This is a genomic window from Ruegeria sp. BF6, assembly GCF_056538665.1.
Genome location: NZ_JBQFTN010000002.1, coordinates 478,309 through 493,017 on the forward strand (window position 1 = coordinate 478,309; position 14,709 = coordinate 493,017).

Genomic DNA, 14,709 nt, shown 5'->3' on the forward strand with positions numbered 1-14,709 from the left:
GGCCCGAGTTTCGACTGGGGAATGCGTAAGATGGCGATTTCATTCGAAGGTATGTACTTTCCAATGGAAGTGATCTTGCACGCGGTCTTCTTTTACCTTCGTTGCGGTGTTTCATACCGGGATCTGGAAGAAACCCTGGCCGAACGTGGCGTTGACTTGGATCACGCGACATTGAGCTGCTGGGCAAGTCGATTTGCTGGTTTGGTGACTGTGATCAGCCCTTGTGCGACCTACGAACCAGATTCTGCTAAATCTAACTTGCAGTCCCCAACGGTTCTATCATCGAGGGCAAGCATGCCATCCGAAAGTCGTTAAACAACAGGAATCCGATTCTAAAATTTTTCTCTCAGCGCGATTATTTTACTATCAGGAAAAATTAATGCTAAGATAGTCCCGGTTGGATTACGTATTGCACATCGCCTGCTTGCAGAACCGGTTTGGACAAGTGTAGCAAGACGTTGAAAGAGTGAAATTGAAAAAACGCGACAAAGAAATGGCGGCAGATCTGACGCAGGACCCACATTCCGTTCGTTCGGGTGACAGAGAAAAAGTTCTTGAAGTCGCCATTGGCCGTGAAGTTCGCGCCTTTCGAAAACAGCAAAACATAACGGTCGCCGAGCTGGCCCAGCTAACCGGATTGTCGATCGGCATGCTGTCCAAGATCGAAAACGGCAATACGTCGCCTTCGTTGACGACCCTTCAGTCGCTGGCGGATGCACTATCAGTACCTTTGACAAGCTTCTTCAGGCAGTTTGAAGAGCGTCGCGAGGCAGTTCATACAAAAGCGGGTGAAGGCGTCGAGCTGGAGCGTGAAGGAACACGCGCCAACCATCAGTACAATCTGTTAGGTCATATTGGGGCCAACGGATCAGGCGTAATTGTGGAACCATACTTGATCACCCTGACCGTTAAATCCGACGTGTTCCCGACATTCCAACATGGCGGGATCGAGACGATTTACATGCTGGAAGGCGAGGTAGATTACCGTCATGGGGATCAGATTTACCCCCTGAAGCCCGGCGACACCCTGTTCTTTGATGCCGACGCACCGCATGGTCCGGAACGGTTGGTCAATCTGCCTGCGCGCTACATTTCAGTGATCAGCTATCCGCAGACGAACTGATCGGCTTGCGCAATAAGAAATCAGTGGGTCTGTCGTAACCTTCGTGGCTGCCCGTGCTCACGATCGTAAATCCCAACCTCGAAAACACACGATGGTTTTCAGTTAGCTCCACGCGCGTTTCAAGTTCCAGTGCGGGCAGACCAAGCTCTGCTGCACGGCTTGCCGCGTGATCCACCAATGTGCGGCAGATACCCTGCCCCCGCAATCCAACCTTCACCGCCAGCTTTCCAAGGTACAAACTGTCGGGTTTAGGCGTCAGGAACATACACGCAAAAAGCGGTCGACCCATGGCCCAGATTTCGCCTCCACTCAGGCAGTGCGCCTGCATCCCTTCCACAGTCAGTTTATGGATGGAAGACGGAGGATCAATCCGGGCATCCATGTACTGAAATGACGCGCGAAGCAACGCTAGCGCGTCATACAACGCGATATCATTGCTCGGAATGAGCCAAGGTGTTTTGTCCTGATCAGCCATAGAGCCAAGACACTTCGCTATGCGCGATCACTTTGACAAAGGCGGTTCCGTTTCCAGATCGGGCCAGACACCGGGTGAGGTCGGCAATCCATCGTCAAACTGACTGAGATAGTCCAGCATCATGGGACGGTTGTCGATGAAACCTTTGTAAGTGGCCAGTTCTACCGGCAGGTCCCGGATGACGCGATGCAGGCGACGGCCCCATTTGGGAACGGTCATCAGATCCTGAAAACTGCACAGATAGCAGCGGATCGGGAACACCAGCGCGTTGGACCGCGGCAGGCGGAAGAACGTTTGTAACTCGACGCGCAGATGCTGCTTGTGCGCGATGTTCTCGGGCGTCAGCGTGGTCTTCTGGATGCCCCATTTGTGATAGTTTTCCGGGCTGGTATCCAGTAGTGGATTTACCGTCATGGTCCAGTTCAGACGCCGTGCAGGGGCTCCCTGCTGAATGTTCAGCAGGAACTTCAGAGCCCGCTGAAAAATACCCATTTCATGGGCTTTCGGAACCGGCGCGTGCCACTCGAAAAAGTTCATGCCGATGTCGAAATCCAGGCTCCAGTCCGCTTGAGTCGTCACCATACCCGCATCCATCCACAGCATTTCGTCGCGCTGGTCCAGTACGGCGAAATCGCCCTGCGCTTGACGGGTGATGTATTCCATCGGTCCGTAGGGGAGCGTGGTTTCGTCCATGAACGTAAAACTGTGATCAATGCCTAACGGCTTGTTAATCCAGCGCCACTGATTGCCGTTTCGATGCAGCTCGAACAGGTCCGGGTAGTCTTCCGACTTGCTGACCATGATAAGTTCCAGCAAATCCCAACCGGCCAAGGTCATATGCGGCAATGACTGGCAGCGCAGCGGGTCCTGGTCCAGAACGATGGCGCGGTCCTTCATCTCTGAGACATAGTGCTCATCAACATCGAACCGCATCTCGTAGACCGAGCCTTCCGGTCCGCCGCGATGCTGTTCCATGTTGACCGAATACATGTAGCTGTCTTCGTGAAACGGGAACGGAAAGCGTTTGATCGCCCAATCCGAGTTGTGAAACGTATAGTCGTCGCGGAAGGACTCGTCGTTGAATTGAATGGTCATGTTGGGCTTCCTCTCAGCGGTCCAGCACGAGGGACTTGCCCTCGAAACGCGATACGCAAGGCATGATTTTCTTGCCTGCTGCCTTTTCTTCATCGGTCAGCCAGTGATCGCGGTGAACAAAATTGCCGTCATGATCCAGCACAACGGTTTCGCACTGACCGCAAGCTCCGCCGCGGCACAGATACGGCGCATCCACGCCTTCACGTTCGATGGCTTCCAGCAGGCTTTCGTTCTCACCCACATGAATGACCTTGTCCGTGGCTGCCAGTCGCACCTCAAACGGTTTACCGGGCCGCGGCGCCAGAAACTCTTCGTAATGCACGCAATCTTCGGGCCAGCCGTCGGTGGCAGCAGTGTTGCGTACCCAGTCGATCATGCCTTTGGGGCCGCAGACATAGACATGCGTGCCCAAAGGCTGCCCACTCAGAAGATTCTCCAGATCGATTTGCTGGTTCTGATCGTCGTAGTACAAATGCGTTTCGTTCGGATGCCGGTCTGTCAGTTGATCGGCATAAGACGCCAATGCATTGTTACGACATGCGTAATGCAGTTCCCAATGACCGTGCAACAGTTCAAGCTGTTTGATCTGCGCCAGAAACGGAGTGATGCCGATACCCCCGGCCAGAAACAGGTGCTTGCGGGCCCTCAAATCAAGCGAGAACAGGTTAACCGGGTAGCTGATGGTCATTTCATCGCCCAGCTTGACCTGACGATGCATGAAAAGCGAACCGCCCCTGCCCTCATCATCACGCCGGACCGAGATCGTGTAGGATGACTGATCGAACGGGTCGGACATCAGAGAATAGGGGTTGAGCCGCGTAATGCCACCATCCTGCATTTCGACAACGGTATGCGCCCCACCCGAAAAGGTCGGCAATTGGCCTCCGTCTATACGTTCGAACCGGAATCGCGTCACCAACTCATTCAACGGGGTTATTTCGGTGACTTTGACCTGGATTTTCTCGGCACCGCTCATTCGTAAATCCCCTTTGGCTTGGGCACGTTGCCATGATCTTCGGCGTCGACACGGACGCCCTGATAGGCGGCAAGACGGCGAGAATAGTGATCGCGCACGAACAGGTTCAGCCCGCAATGCGAACAGACAAACGGATCAATCTCGACGTTTTCGGTGATGCCTTTGCAGTGCACGCATTGCATCCGACGCGCGACCGAACCGCGATGCTCGGTCTGGATCGCCGTATGTGGCAGGCCAACCGCCATCACCTCATTCATGGCCTGACCCATCATGCCCTCAGAACCGGTCAGATAGACCTGTAATCCCATATGCGCGTCCTCCAGCACACGGCGAATGCGTTGCAGCGCGGCCTCGTAGGACGGGCCTTCGTAGAACTGCGCGGGGTTTAGCGCCTGCAGCCTTTCGGAAAAACCCGTCCCTTTGGGAATGTAGATCAGGTGGGTTTTGGCCATCAGCTCAGGTGTCGCGATGTCAAGAACGGCTTCGGCCCCTTCGGCCTCGGCGATCATGAGATGATGTTCGCCCGGGCGAACCTCTAGCGTGCCCCAGACCGGGCGGCTTGCGATTGACTTGGGAAATTCGAACTTCGACATTGTGCCCTCAAATAGCAAAAAGGCGCCACGGTGTGTCCGTCGCGCCCCCTGAAACTCAGCCCTTTGCGGTTCTGATAGATTTGTCCTGATCGTAGAACGGCATCTCTTCCGCAGTCGCTGCTATTTCCGTCCCATCACCATTGCGCACCGTCAGTTTGGTGCCGGGTGAAGCACAGGCGACCGGCATCCGCGCGATACCAACATTGTGGCCATTGATCTCGGAATACATGCCGAACGTGACAACACCGACCTTTTCACCGTTCTGCAGAAGGTCAGCACCCTCGTCCGCCGGGGTCGTGCCGTCGAGTTTGACGCCATAGATCTTGAACCGTTCCTTGCCTTGAGAGGCATAGTGGTTCTCGGCCCCGATGAACCCGGTTTTCCCAGGGGATACGGTGAATTCCAGACCCAATTCCCACAGCGTATCGCCGCAGGTTTCATCGTTGAACGGATAGGTTTCAGAGTTATCGCCCGGATAAAACAGCAGGTAGCTTTCGGTACGTAACAGATCGAGCGTCGAGAACTGGACCGGAACAATGCCCATATCCTTGCCCTCAGCCAGAATGTTGTCCCACAGGTGTACGGCATGCTTGGCCTGGCAGAAAATCTCGTACCCGCGCTCACCTGTATAGCCGGTCCGCGAAATCATCACCGGGCAGCCATAGAGCTTGGTCTGCATGATGCCAAAATAGGCCAGATCGCGAATCCCAGGGATGTGTTTGGCCAGGAAATCAACGGCCACAGGTCCCTGCAGGGACATGTCGTGCATGTCGTCGTCAAAAATGACCGAGCAATTCTTGCCCGCAGCCACCGAGGTCAACTGCTCCATGCCCGTTCCTGTGCCGTGCACCACAAGCCACGTATTCACCGAAAGGCGATAGATGATGCAGTCATCAACAAACTTGCCTTCGGCATTCAGGATCGAGGCATAGGTTGACCGCCCCGGCATGATCTTTTCCACATTGCGCGTCGTGACACGGTCAATGACATAGGCAGCATCTTCACCGACCACGTGGACCTTTTTCAGACCAGAAACATCCATAAGACCAGCTTTGGTACGGATCGCTTCATAGTCTGCTTTGGCGCGTTCAGGGCTGTGGTCATAGAACCAGGCGGTCCCCATTCCGTTCCAGTCCTCAAGTTCGCCACCGATCTCGGCATGGCGCTGCGCAAGGGCTGACGTCCTCCAAAGAATGGCCATGGTTCAGGTCTCCCGTTGATTGCTTTTTGTTGCCCATATTGAGGCCGATGTCAGATTGAAAATCAATACTTGTGTGCAGATTTTTTTCCTGATGGGAATATTTGCCTTCAAATTGTGAACCCTGAAGTAGACTTCCGGAGCTGAGTAAAACGGTTTTTTTGCAATACGTTACAACAAAAACCGATCCTTCATTAAGCGCCCGCGGCACCGTCGTTAAAGATGTTTGCCCCATATATCTATTGACAGGTCGTCAATGAAATTGTCCCCTGAGTACATAAAATTTCCCAGCAGGAAAAACCTGGAGAAGGACCTCCTGCTGCAACAACAGGGAGACTACGAAGTGGATGGTAATCTAAACGCACTTACGACGGTCTTTACCGAGTTTTACTACTGGGTAACGGTCGTTTTCATGTTCCTCATCCATGTGGGCTTTTGCATGTACGAGGTCGGCGCCAGCCGGGCCCGTAACCATATGCACACATTGATGAAAAACATCATGATCATCCCGTTGGTGACGGTCACATTCTTCTTCTTTGGATGGTGGATTTACTGGGCGTTCCCGAATTTCCCGTTCTGGGGCGGTTTGGACGCCGAGGCGGGCGCCGCGAACCTGCCTTGGGCCGACACAATGGCGACAAACCTGGGAGATAGAATCACGGGGGTCTTCTGGGCCGCCTTCCTGCTGTTCTCGTGGACTGCAGCCTCAATCGTTTCGGGGTCCGTGATAGAAAGGATCAGGTCTTCAGCCTTATGGGTTCACGCCGTTATGATCGGATCTGTCTGGTGGATTATCGATGCCGCATGGGGCTGGCACTATGGCGGCTGGATGGTACGAATCCTAGGTTACCATGATGCTTACGCCTCTGGTGTTATCCACGCGATCGCAGGCGGTTACGCCTTGGGTGTCATCATGGTTCTGGGACCGCGCCTTGGCAAGTTCGCCAAAGACGGCACGCCGCGGGACATTCCGCCACACAATCCCTGGCTGCTAACAATCGGGATTTTCCTGATCTACACCGGGTTCTGGGGGTTCTACGCCGCATGCAATGTGCCTGCGATTTCGCCCGAAGGGATCGACGGACAGATCACCGGCGTAACTTGGACAGCAACCAACATCTATCTGGCCCCGACCACGTTGTCGGCGATCACCTTCAACTTCCTGATGTCACTGTCGGGTGGTTTGATGGCGGCTTATGTGGTGTCCAAGGGCGACGCCTTCTGGACGTTCTCGGGCGGTCTGGCAGGTATTATCACTGCTTCGGCGGGTAACGATCTGTATCACCCGATCCAGGCGATGATTATTGCCGCAATCGGTGTCGTGATCGTCTACAAGCTGCACTATTGGGTTGAACGTCGATTCAAGCTGGACGATGCCGTTGGCGCCGTTGCCGTGCATGGATATGCAGGGTTCGTTGGCCTCGTGATCTCGGGTTTTGTCCTCTGGGGCGTACCGTCTTCGCCATACGAAGGCTATGCAACGATTAACCCGGTCGGACAGATCACCGGTGCCGTTATCATGTTCTTTGTGCTTGGTTTCCTGCCAGGTTGGATTCTGGCGAGGCTTCAAGCTGCGGCAGGTGTGCTTCGCATCCCGGAAGAGGTTGAACTTCAGGGTCTCGATTATGCAGAACACCATGCCTACGAAGATGCCAAAGCAGCAATCATTGCAGCCGACAAAGAAGAGCTCGCCGCCCGTGGCGTAGCAGCGAAGTAAGGGAGAAAGATATGTCTACGAATGGATATACAAGCTGGGCTGTTGATCTGGCCGAGGTCGGACCGATCTACCCCTTCCAGGGCTATGAGTTCCTAATGGTCATCATCGGCGTCGCTTTCTGGATTGGCTGGCACCGCATCCAGTTCGTCCGGGAAGGTGAGCACTTAGAGAAGGCGCGCCATACCGGTGACGAAGAAAAGGTGAAGGCACAGCTGGAACGATATTGATCCAGCATTGAAGGCTAGCAATGGGCGCGAAATCAGAGATCGCGCCCATTGCCTCTAAGGAAAAAAACTTTCCTATGATTATTGATGTCCTGCTCATTTGTTGGTACCGTCGAATCGTAACGAAACACACAAGGAGATCTGCCAGCCATGTGCGGAATTGTTGGATTATTCCTCAAAGACCAGTCTCTTGCGCCCCAACTGGGCAATATGCTGACAGACATGCTGATCACTATGACAGACCGTGGCCCCGACAGCGCCGGTATTGCGATCTATGGCGCAGAATCGGAAGGCAAAACCAAGATTACGGTTCAGTCCCCCAACCCCGAAAACGACTTTGTCGGCTTGGCTGATGAGTTGGGCAAAAGTTTGGGTGCAACCGTTGGTCAGACAAACAACGACACACATACCGTTCTGGAAATTCCCCGCGGTCAGTTCGAAGCCGCGCGCGCTGCGCTAGCCGAGATCCGCCCATCGGTTAGGATCATGAGCCGCGGCGAAAGCCTCGAAATCTACAAGGAAGTCGGCCTGCCCAAGGATGTCGCCGAGCGCTTCAGCCTCAGCGGTATGAGTGGCACCCACGGCATTGGGCACACCCGCATGGCGACGGAATCCGCCGTGACAACAATGGGCGCCCACCCGTTCAACACAGGATCCGATCAGTGTCTGGTTCATAACGGGTCGCTATCCAACCACAACTCATTACGCCGTAAGCTGCGCCGCGAAGGCGTGACCATCCAGACCGAAAACGACACCGAGGTTGGCGCGGCATACCTGACATGGAAGATGATGAACGGCGCCACTCTGGGTGAAGCTCTGGAATCCAGCATCGATGATCTGGATGGGTTTTTTACCTTTGTTGTGGGCACCAAAGACGGGTTCGGCGTCGTACGTGACCCAATCGCCTGTAAGCCTGCGGTGATGGCCGAAACCGACCAATATGTGGCCTTTGGTAGCGAATACCGCGCCCTGGTAAACCTGCCAGGCATTGAAGACGCCCGGGTGTGGGAACCTGAACCGTCTACCGTCTATTTCTGGTCGCACAATGACAGCCCCACAACCCACGAAAAGGCCGCGTGATATGCAGACCTATGATCTAGAGGCAGACGGGCTGCGCGGATTGAATTCGTCCCTGCAGGCTCAAAGCACCGAGAGCAACCAGACCCGTTGGGAAATTGTAAATCCCAAGGGCAGCCACGCGATTGCCGTCGGGCTGGACGCACCCATCGAGGTAACTGTCAAAGGCTCGACCGGTTACTACTGTGCCGGGATGAACCAGAAGGCGACTATCAAGGTTGAAGGGTCCGTTGGGCCGGGTGTGGCCGAAAACATGATGTCCGGTCAGGTCATCGTGGATGGTGACGCCAGCCAATATGCCGGGGCGACCGGCCATGGCGGGTTGCTGGTGATCAAGGGCAATGCAAGCTCGCGCTGCGGTATTTCGATGAAAGGCATCGACATCGTCGTGCATGGCAATATCGGCCACATGTCCGCCTTCATGGCGCAAGCCGGAAATCTGGTGGTTTGCGGGGATGCAGGCGATGCGCTGGGGGATTCACTTTACGAAGCGCGTCTGTTTGTGCGCGGTTCGGTCAAGAGCCTTGGCGCTGATTGCGTTGAGAAGGAAATGCGCCCCGAGCATCTGGATATCCTGAGGGATCTGCTGGATCGCGCGGACAGCGACGCCAAGCCGGAAGAGTTCAAACGCTATGGTTCGGCCCGTCAGCTTTACAACTTCGACATCGACAATTCCGCCGCTTACTGAGGAAGAAGGGTATGAAAGATATGGACGATCAGATCCCCCGCACCCTGCCGACCCAGTCGGCGACGTTTTCCAATCCAATCAATGCCGAGATCCGACGCGCCGCAGCGACGGGAATCTATGACATTCGTGGCGGAGGGGCGAAACGCAAGGTACCGCATTTCGACGATCTGCTGTTTCTGGGGGCGTCGATCTCGCGCTATCCGTTAGAAGGCTATCGCGAAAAATGCGAAACCAAGGTGACGCTGGGCACCCGCTTTGCCAAGAAACCCATAGAACTGGATATCCCGATCACCATCGCGGGCATGAGCTTTGGTGCTCTATCCGGTCCGGCGAAAGAGGCTTTGGGTCGCGGCGCATCAGCCGCTGGCACGTCGACCACAACCGGCGATGGCGGCATGACGCCCGAAGAGCGTGGCCATTCAACAAAGCTGGTCTATCAGTACCTGCCGTCGCGCTACGGCATGAACCCGAATGATCTGCGCAAGGCGGATGCGATTGAAGTCGTGGTCGGCCAGGGTGCCAAACCCGGCGGTGGAGGTATGCTGCTGGGTCAAAAGATCAGCGACCGTGTGGCCGAGATGCGGACCCTGCCGAAGGGGATCGACCAGCGTTCCGCTTGTCGTCATCCCGACTGGACAGGGCCGGATGATCTTGAGATCAAAATTCTCGAACTTAGGGAAATCACAGACTGGCAAGTGCCAATCTACGTCAAGGTTGGCGCCACCCGCCCCTATTATGACACCGCACTGGCGGTGAAAGCCGGAGCAGACGTTGTAGTCATGGATGGCATGCAAGGCGGGACCGCAGCAACACAGGACGTGTTCATCGAACATGTCGGGTTGCCGACGCTGTCCTGCATCCGCCCGGCCGTTCAGGCATTGCAGGATCTGGGCGTGCACCGCGAGGTTCAGTTGGTTATTTCGGGCGGCATTCGCACCGGGGCCGATGTGGCCAAGGCTTTGGCGCTCGGAGCCGACGCAGTCGCCATTGGCACAGCCGCTCTGGTGGCCCTTGGGGACAACGATCCCAAATGGGAACCCGAGTACCAGAAGCTGGGCACGACAACCGGTGCATATGACGACTGGCACGAAGGTCAGGATCCGGCGGGGATCACCACACAGGACCCCGACCTGGCTGCCCGTCTGGATCCGGTTGATGCGGGCCGCAGGCTGCGCAACTATCTGAAGGTGATGACGCTTGAGGCACAGACCATTGCGCGCGCCTGTGGTCACAATCACCTTCACAATCTCGAACCTGAAGACCTGTGTGCCCTGACAATGGAGGCCGCCGCCATGGCGCGGGTGCCGCTGGCGGGAACCAGTTGGTACCCGGGCAAGGAAGGGTTCTGAAATGATGCTGCGCGGCTCCCTGATGGGGGCCGCGTTTTTGCTTTGAAAAACTAGAATTCAACAGGGAAAGGAAAGCCATCGTGACAACAGATCTCGCAGCTTTCGCAAAAGAAAATGGCGTCAAATACTTCATGATCTCGTTCACCGATCTGTTTGGTGGACAGCGGGCCAAACTGGTACCCGCGCAGGCCATCGCCGAGATGCAGGAAGACGGCGCAGGATTCGCAGGGTTCGCCACCTGGCTGGATATGACTCCGGCGCATCCCGACATGCTGGCAGTGCCGGACCCTTCATCTGTCATTCAATTACCGTGGAAGCCCGAAGTGGCCTGGGTGGCAGGCAACTGCGTCATGGAAGGCAGCGATGTCGCGCAAGCCCCGCGCAACGTATTGCGCCGCCTGATCAACGAGGCTGCGAACGAAGGCATGCATGTCAAGACCGGTATCGAGGCCGAGTTTTTTCTGCTGACACCGGACGGTGAGCAGATTAGCGACCCATTCGATACGGCAGAGAAGCCCTGCTACGACCAGCAGGCGGTCATGCGTCGCTATGATGTCGTTCGTGAGATCTGCGACTACATGCTGGAGCTGGGTTGGGGGCCCTATCAGAACGATCACGAAGACGCCAACGGCCAGTTCGAGATGAACTGGGAATTTGACGACGTTCTGCGCACTGCAGATAAGCACTCTTTCTTCAAGTTTATGACCAAATCGGTGGCAGAAAAGCACGGACTGCGGGCAACCTTCATGCCGAAACCGGTCGAAGGTCTGACGGGTAACGGTTGTCACGCTCATATTTCCGTCTGGGATGCGCCGGGAGATGCGGCCAAGACCAATGTGTTTGCAGGCGAGGGCGAAGGCCCCACTGGTGAGGTCGGTTTGGGAGAGCGCGGCAAACACTTCCTCGGCGGCATCATGAAACATGCCTCAGCACTGGCTGCGATCACCAACCCCACGGTGAACAGCTACAAGCGCATCAACGCGCCGCGCACAATGTCAGGTGCGACTTGGGCGCCCAATACTGTGACATGGACCGGTAACAACAGGACCCACATGGTACGTGTCCCTGGCCCAGGACGGTTTGAGTTGCGCCTGCCGGACGGAGCAACCAACCCCTATCTGCTGCAGGCCGTCATCATCGCGGCTGGGCTGTCAGGTATCCGATCCAAGGCAGATCCCGGCAAGCGCTGGGACATCGATATGTATGCCGAAGGCCATAAGGTGCGCGGCGCACCGAAACTTCCCCTGAACATGCTTGATGCCCTGCGCGAGTATGACAAGGACAAAGACCTGAAGGCCATAATGGGTGCCGAGTTCTCGTCTGCTTTCCTGAAGATGAAGCATCAGGAGTGGAATTCTTTTGTGTCGCATTTCTCGCGCTGGGAAAAGGAAAACACGCTGGATATTTAAGCCGGGCATCAGGATCGGGTGTTTGGGCCGCGGCGCAAGCTGTGGCCCGGTTTCTTTTGATCAGGGCAACAGAGGCAAATCATGAACGTTCTCATATTCCAGCATACCCAAGGTGAGGGTCCAGGTACGTTTTGTGACCATATTGCCCGTCATGAAGATGCAATGCAGATCGTGCACCTCTATAAAGGGCAGTCTATTCCGCCGTTGGACGATTTTGACCTTTTGCTGGTGATGGGCGGTCCGATGGATGTTTGGGAGACCGAGACCTACCCTTGGCTAAAAATTGAAAAGCAGGCCATCAAGACGTGGGTACGTGATCTCAATCGGCCATATTTTGGTATATGCCTGGGACATCAAATATTGATAGATGCGCTTGGCGGCACCTGCGCCCGCATGCAATTCCCGAAAATCGGCGTGCTGCCTGTCGAACTGACCGACAACGGACTTGAAGATCCCCTGTTCGGCTCTCTGCCCCGGCAGTTTCCTGTGCTTCAGTGGCATGGGGTGGCCGCCGCAGAACTACCATCCGATACGGCCGTTCTGGCAGGATCAGATGGATGCTCAGTTCAAGCGATACGCGTGGGGGACCGTGCGTGGGGCGTTCAATTTCATCCCGAAATTGTTCAGGGCACGATCAGCGCCTGGATGGGGGATCAAGCAAATCATCAATGCGCAGTTGACTGGCTAGGATCGGCCGACGCAGCGCTTGCCATGGAAAATGAAAGCGATCAGATCGCCGCCGATCAGTTCAGGATGACATCTGAAATCTATTCTGCTCTGCGCCAATCCTGATCAGAAAAACTGAATGGTTGGTGTGATGATCGCAGCGTTTCGTTTACATTTGCCCGGCATCAGCGTCTGAATCTGCTTCTAACCGCCAGTCAGAAACGTCGTTGACCAACATGAGCGCCGCCCTGCGAAGCGTTGCGCGCATCTTGTCGACCACCGGACCGGTCATCGCGCAATCTTCCAATGCAGCATCGAATGTATCCAGCCAAAGCTCTGCATCGGCCTCCCGTATGGGGATATGCGCATGGATTTCCCGCAGATCCATATGGCCGAAACGTTCGCGGTAATAGGCGCGACCACCCAGAAATCCGCTGAGAAACTCAAATTGAGCTTGCCTGGTGTGGTTTAGCCCATGTCCCCGAAAATGCAGCCTGTGCAACGAATACGCTGCCGGATCTGTTTCCATTCGGTCATAGAAACGCTCGACCAGAGCGCGCAGTCGGGTCTCACCACCAAGTTGCTCAATCGCGGATTTCATGTCCTGCCTTTCTTATCTCTGGCATCGCCAATATTGCATAACAGGAAAATAAGTTTATCAACAGTGACATATTGACTTACTCAGGTTCAGAGGTGGATCTACGTGAAACCGGTGATGGTGATGAAGGAATGAATGCGCTGGCGCTTGGCCTGCTGGCCGCTCTTTGCTGGGGTATACACGATCTTGCGGTGCGCTATGTCAGCCAGTCTGTCAGCGTAATTGCATCGCTTATGGCTGTACTGATTTCAGGTGCGGTGCTTCAGTTCGGCCTGGTGGCAATGTTGGGTGCCTTTGATCCGATCCCCGGTACCGCAATGATCAGCGCGGTTGCAGCCGGCGGATGCTATCTGTTGGCGGGTGTCAGTATGTATGCTGCCTTTCAGCGCGGTCCGGTCCGGTTGGTTGCGCCGCTTGTCGCGAGCTATCCCGTCCTGTCCGTATCGCTGGCCATCTGGCGTGGTGCAAGTGTCAGCCCACTACATTGGCTGGCTGTCATAGCGATCGGTGTCGGAGTTTCCGTCGTCGCGGCCAAATCTGAACGCGACACGACTTCTTACCCAGCTGCCGGCCCAACAGCGGTGTTGTCATTACTTGCAGCAGTTGGGTTCGCCACCGCCTTTGCGCTTGGACAATATGCAACTGAGCTGAGTGATGAATACTCGGTCTCTCTGGTCAGCCGGCTGACTGCAATCTTTGCTCTGGGAATGATCGCCTTGGCATCGCGCAGGTCAATCTGGCCCGGGTCACAAGCCCTGCCGCTTTTGTGCGTGATGGGTGTTTTGGATGCGGTCGCCATCCTTAGCGTGATCGCAGCGGGTGGGTTGCCCAACGCACAATTTGCCTCGGTCGCGGCGTCGGTTTTTGGGTTGCTGACAGTTGTGCTGGCATGGGCAGTATTGCGCGAAGAAATGGTGATACGCCAATGGCTGGGTTGTTTCGTCGCGTTTGCAGGTATCGGCTATCTGGCGTTTTGATACGACGGGCCAGAAAGCGCTGAATTATGAAATCGATGTGCCGCAATCGCGCTGTCAACAATGCTGTCTATTTCGCCCGGTCGTACCGGTCCCGCACAATGCCACGCGCCCGGTCGCATCAGATCCTTGTGGCGATGCAAGTCCGCCCTCAGAACCGTCATATCGAGGTGTTCCGGCACATCAGGCAGCACCAAAACCGCAAAAATGCTGTCAGAGTTATTTAACTGCTGCAGCAATGACCGACAGGTCTCCTGAGACATGTGATGCCCCCAGACCTCCTGATCCAGAGGCATTCCGATACGCATGGCGCGAGCCATAACAGCCCGAGTCCGCGCAGCATTTGAGACAGATTCACCTATCGAAATGATCGCCAGACGCGTGTTGCGCCCGGCATCGCGCCAATACCGATTGGCCGCAGTCGCACTGTCCGGCATAACCCGCGACGCCATTACTAGGCGGTCAGGCCTTCTGGTTCTGGTAGTTTGTTTGTGCGGCAGCATGCTGTGAGAGTGTTGGCCAGCAGGCATGCGATGGTCATGGGGCC

At 55.6% G+C, this 14,709-nt stretch carries 16 protein-coding genes and 2 pseudogenes; 10 read left to right on the plus strand and 8 right to left on the minus strand.

Annotated elements, in window-relative coordinates; translation table 11 throughout:
- Positions 1 to 30: 30 nt before the first annotated feature.
- Both ACR0IM_RS10285 and ACR0IM_RS10290 read left to right on the plus strand, forming a co-directional pair.
- A pseudogene (locus ACR0IM_RS10285) lies at positions 31 to 207 on the plus strand (IS6 family transposase); the annotation flags it as partial.
- A 286-nt stretch (positions 208 to 493) separates the two neighbouring features.
- Positions 494 to 1,123 (plus strand): helix-turn-helix domain-containing protein, encoded by a 630-nt coding sequence (locus tag ACR0IM_RS10290; RefSeq protein ID WP_480597000.1) that lies wholly within the window; start codon positions 494 to 496, stop codon positions 1,121 to 1,123.
- Here ACR0IM_RS10290 and ACR0IM_RS10295 read toward each other — a convergent pair.
- From ACR0IM_RS10295 to ACR0IM_RS10315, 5 genes are read right to left on the minus strand one after another with little or no spacing between them, the layout of a single operon-like run.
- Positions 1,101 to 1,598 (minus strand): GNAT family N-acetyltransferase, encoded by a 498-nt coding sequence (locus ACR0IM_RS10295; protein ID WP_480681806.1) that lies wholly within the window; start codon positions 1,596 to 1,598, stop codon positions 1,101 to 1,103. The genes ACR0IM_RS10290 and ACR0IM_RS10295 overlap by 23 nt on opposite strands.
- Positions 1,599 to 1,625: 27 nt before the next feature.
- Complete coding sequence (locus tag ACR0IM_RS10300) at positions 1,626 to 2,693, minus strand: heme-dependent oxidative N-demethylase family protein (RefSeq protein ID WP_480596972.1); 1,068 nt, start codon at positions 2,691 to 2,693, stop codon at positions 1,626 to 1,628.
- A 13-nt stretch (positions 2,694 to 2,706) separates the two neighbouring features.
- A complete protein-coding gene (locus ACR0IM_RS10305; protein WP_480641496.1) occupies positions 2,707 to 3,669 on the minus strand; it encodes a PDR/VanB family oxidoreductase in 963 nt (320 codons plus the stop codon).
- On the minus strand, positions 3,666 to 4,262 hold the full coding sequence (locus ACR0IM_RS10310) for a dimethylamine monooxygenase subunit DmmA family protein (RefSeq protein ID WP_480596976.1): 597 nt from the start codon (positions 4,260 to 4,262) through the stop codon (positions 3,666 to 3,668). Before ACR0IM_RS10310 ends, ACR0IM_RS10305 begins: the two co-directional genes overlap by 4 nt.
- A gap of 55 nt (positions 4,263 to 4,317) precedes the next feature.
- Positions 4,318 to 5,463, minus strand: a complete 1,146-nt coding sequence (locus tag ACR0IM_RS10315) for an aminomethyl transferase family protein (protein WP_480641494.1) — start codon at positions 5,461 to 5,463, stop codon at positions 4,318 to 4,320.
- Between the two features lie 340 nt (positions 5,464 to 5,803).
- Between ACR0IM_RS10315 and ACR0IM_RS10320 the strand changes: the two genes are divergently transcribed.
- The 7 genes from ACR0IM_RS10320 to ACR0IM_RS10350 all read left to right on the plus strand — a co-directional run bounded on the left by ACR0IM_RS10320 (position 5,804) and on the right by ACR0IM_RS10350 (position 12,716).
- A complete protein-coding gene (locus ACR0IM_RS10320) occupies positions 5,804 to 7,177 on the plus strand; it encodes an ammonium transporter (RefSeq protein ID WP_480596980.1) in 1,374 nt (457 codons plus the stop codon).
- Between the two features lie 11 nt (positions 7,178 to 7,188).
- Positions 7,189 to 7,404 (plus strand): hypothetical protein, encoded by a 216-nt coding sequence (locus ACR0IM_RS10325; RefSeq protein ID WP_480596982.1) that lies wholly within the window; start codon positions 7,189 to 7,191, stop codon positions 7,402 to 7,404.
- Between the two features lie 147 nt (positions 7,405 to 7,551).
- The gene (locus tag ACR0IM_RS10330; protein WP_480681807.1) at positions 7,552 to 8,481 is read left to right on the plus strand and encodes a class II glutamine amidotransferase; all 930 of its coding nucleotides are present in this window, start codon (positions 7,552 to 7,554) and stop codon (positions 8,479 to 8,481) included.
- Between the two features lies 1 nt (position 8,482).
- Positions 8,483 to 9,166, plus strand: coding sequence for a protein GlxC (locus ACR0IM_RS10335; protein ID WP_480596986.1), 684 nt, complete (start codon positions 8,483 to 8,485; stop codon positions 9,164 to 9,166).
- A 20-nt stretch (positions 9,167 to 9,186) separates the two neighbouring features.
- On the plus strand, positions 9,187 to 10,515 hold the full coding sequence (locus ACR0IM_RS10340) for an FMN-binding glutamate synthase family protein (RefSeq protein WP_480597002.1): 1,329 nt from the start codon (positions 9,187 to 9,189) through the stop codon (positions 10,513 to 10,515).
- An 80-nt stretch (positions 10,516 to 10,595) separates the two neighbouring features.
- A complete protein-coding gene (glnT, locus tag ACR0IM_RS10345; protein WP_480596988.1) occupies positions 10,596 to 11,924 on the plus strand; it encodes a type III glutamate--ammonia ligase in 1,329 nt (442 codons plus the stop codon).
- 81 nt (positions 11,925 to 12,005) lie between these two features.
- Complete coding sequence (locus ACR0IM_RS10350; protein WP_480596990.1) at positions 12,006 to 12,716, plus strand: type 1 glutamine amidotransferase; 711 nt, start codon at positions 12,006 to 12,008, stop codon at positions 12,714 to 12,716.
- Positions 12,717 to 12,759: 43 nt separating this feature from the next.
- Here ACR0IM_RS10350 and ACR0IM_RS10355 read toward each other — a convergent pair whose 3' ends face one another.
- Positions 12,760 to 13,191, minus strand: a complete 432-nt coding sequence (locus ACR0IM_RS10355; protein WP_480596992.1) for a group II truncated hemoglobin — start codon at positions 13,189 to 13,191, stop codon at positions 12,760 to 12,762.
- Positions 13,192 to 13,283: 92 nt separating this feature from the next.
- Here ACR0IM_RS10355 and ACR0IM_RS10360 point away from each other — a divergent pair, with 92 nt between their 5' ends.
- Complete coding sequence (locus ACR0IM_RS10360) at positions 13,284 to 14,165, plus strand: EamA family transporter (RefSeq protein ID WP_480681808.1); 882 nt, start codon at positions 13,284 to 13,286, stop codon at positions 14,163 to 14,165.
- Here the strand turns inward: ACR0IM_RS10360 and ACR0IM_RS10365 are convergent.
- Both ACR0IM_RS10365 and ACR0IM_RS10370 read right to left on the minus strand, forming a co-directional pair.
- Positions 14,150 to 14,425 carry a hypothetical protein gene (locus tag ACR0IM_RS10365; protein ID WP_480641489.1) on the minus strand — a complete coding sequence of 92 codons (276 nt, stop codon included), beginning with the start codon at positions 14,423 to 14,425 and terminating at the stop codon, positions 14,150 to 14,152. The two genes, ACR0IM_RS10360 and ACR0IM_RS10365, sit on opposite strands and share 16 nt — an antisense overlap.
- A gap of 191 nt (positions 14,426 to 14,616) precedes the next feature.
- A pseudogene (locus tag ACR0IM_RS10370) lies at positions 14,617 to 14,709 on the minus strand (bifunctional methylenetetrahydrofolate dehydrogenase/methenyltetrahydrofolate cyclohydrolase); the annotation flags it as partial.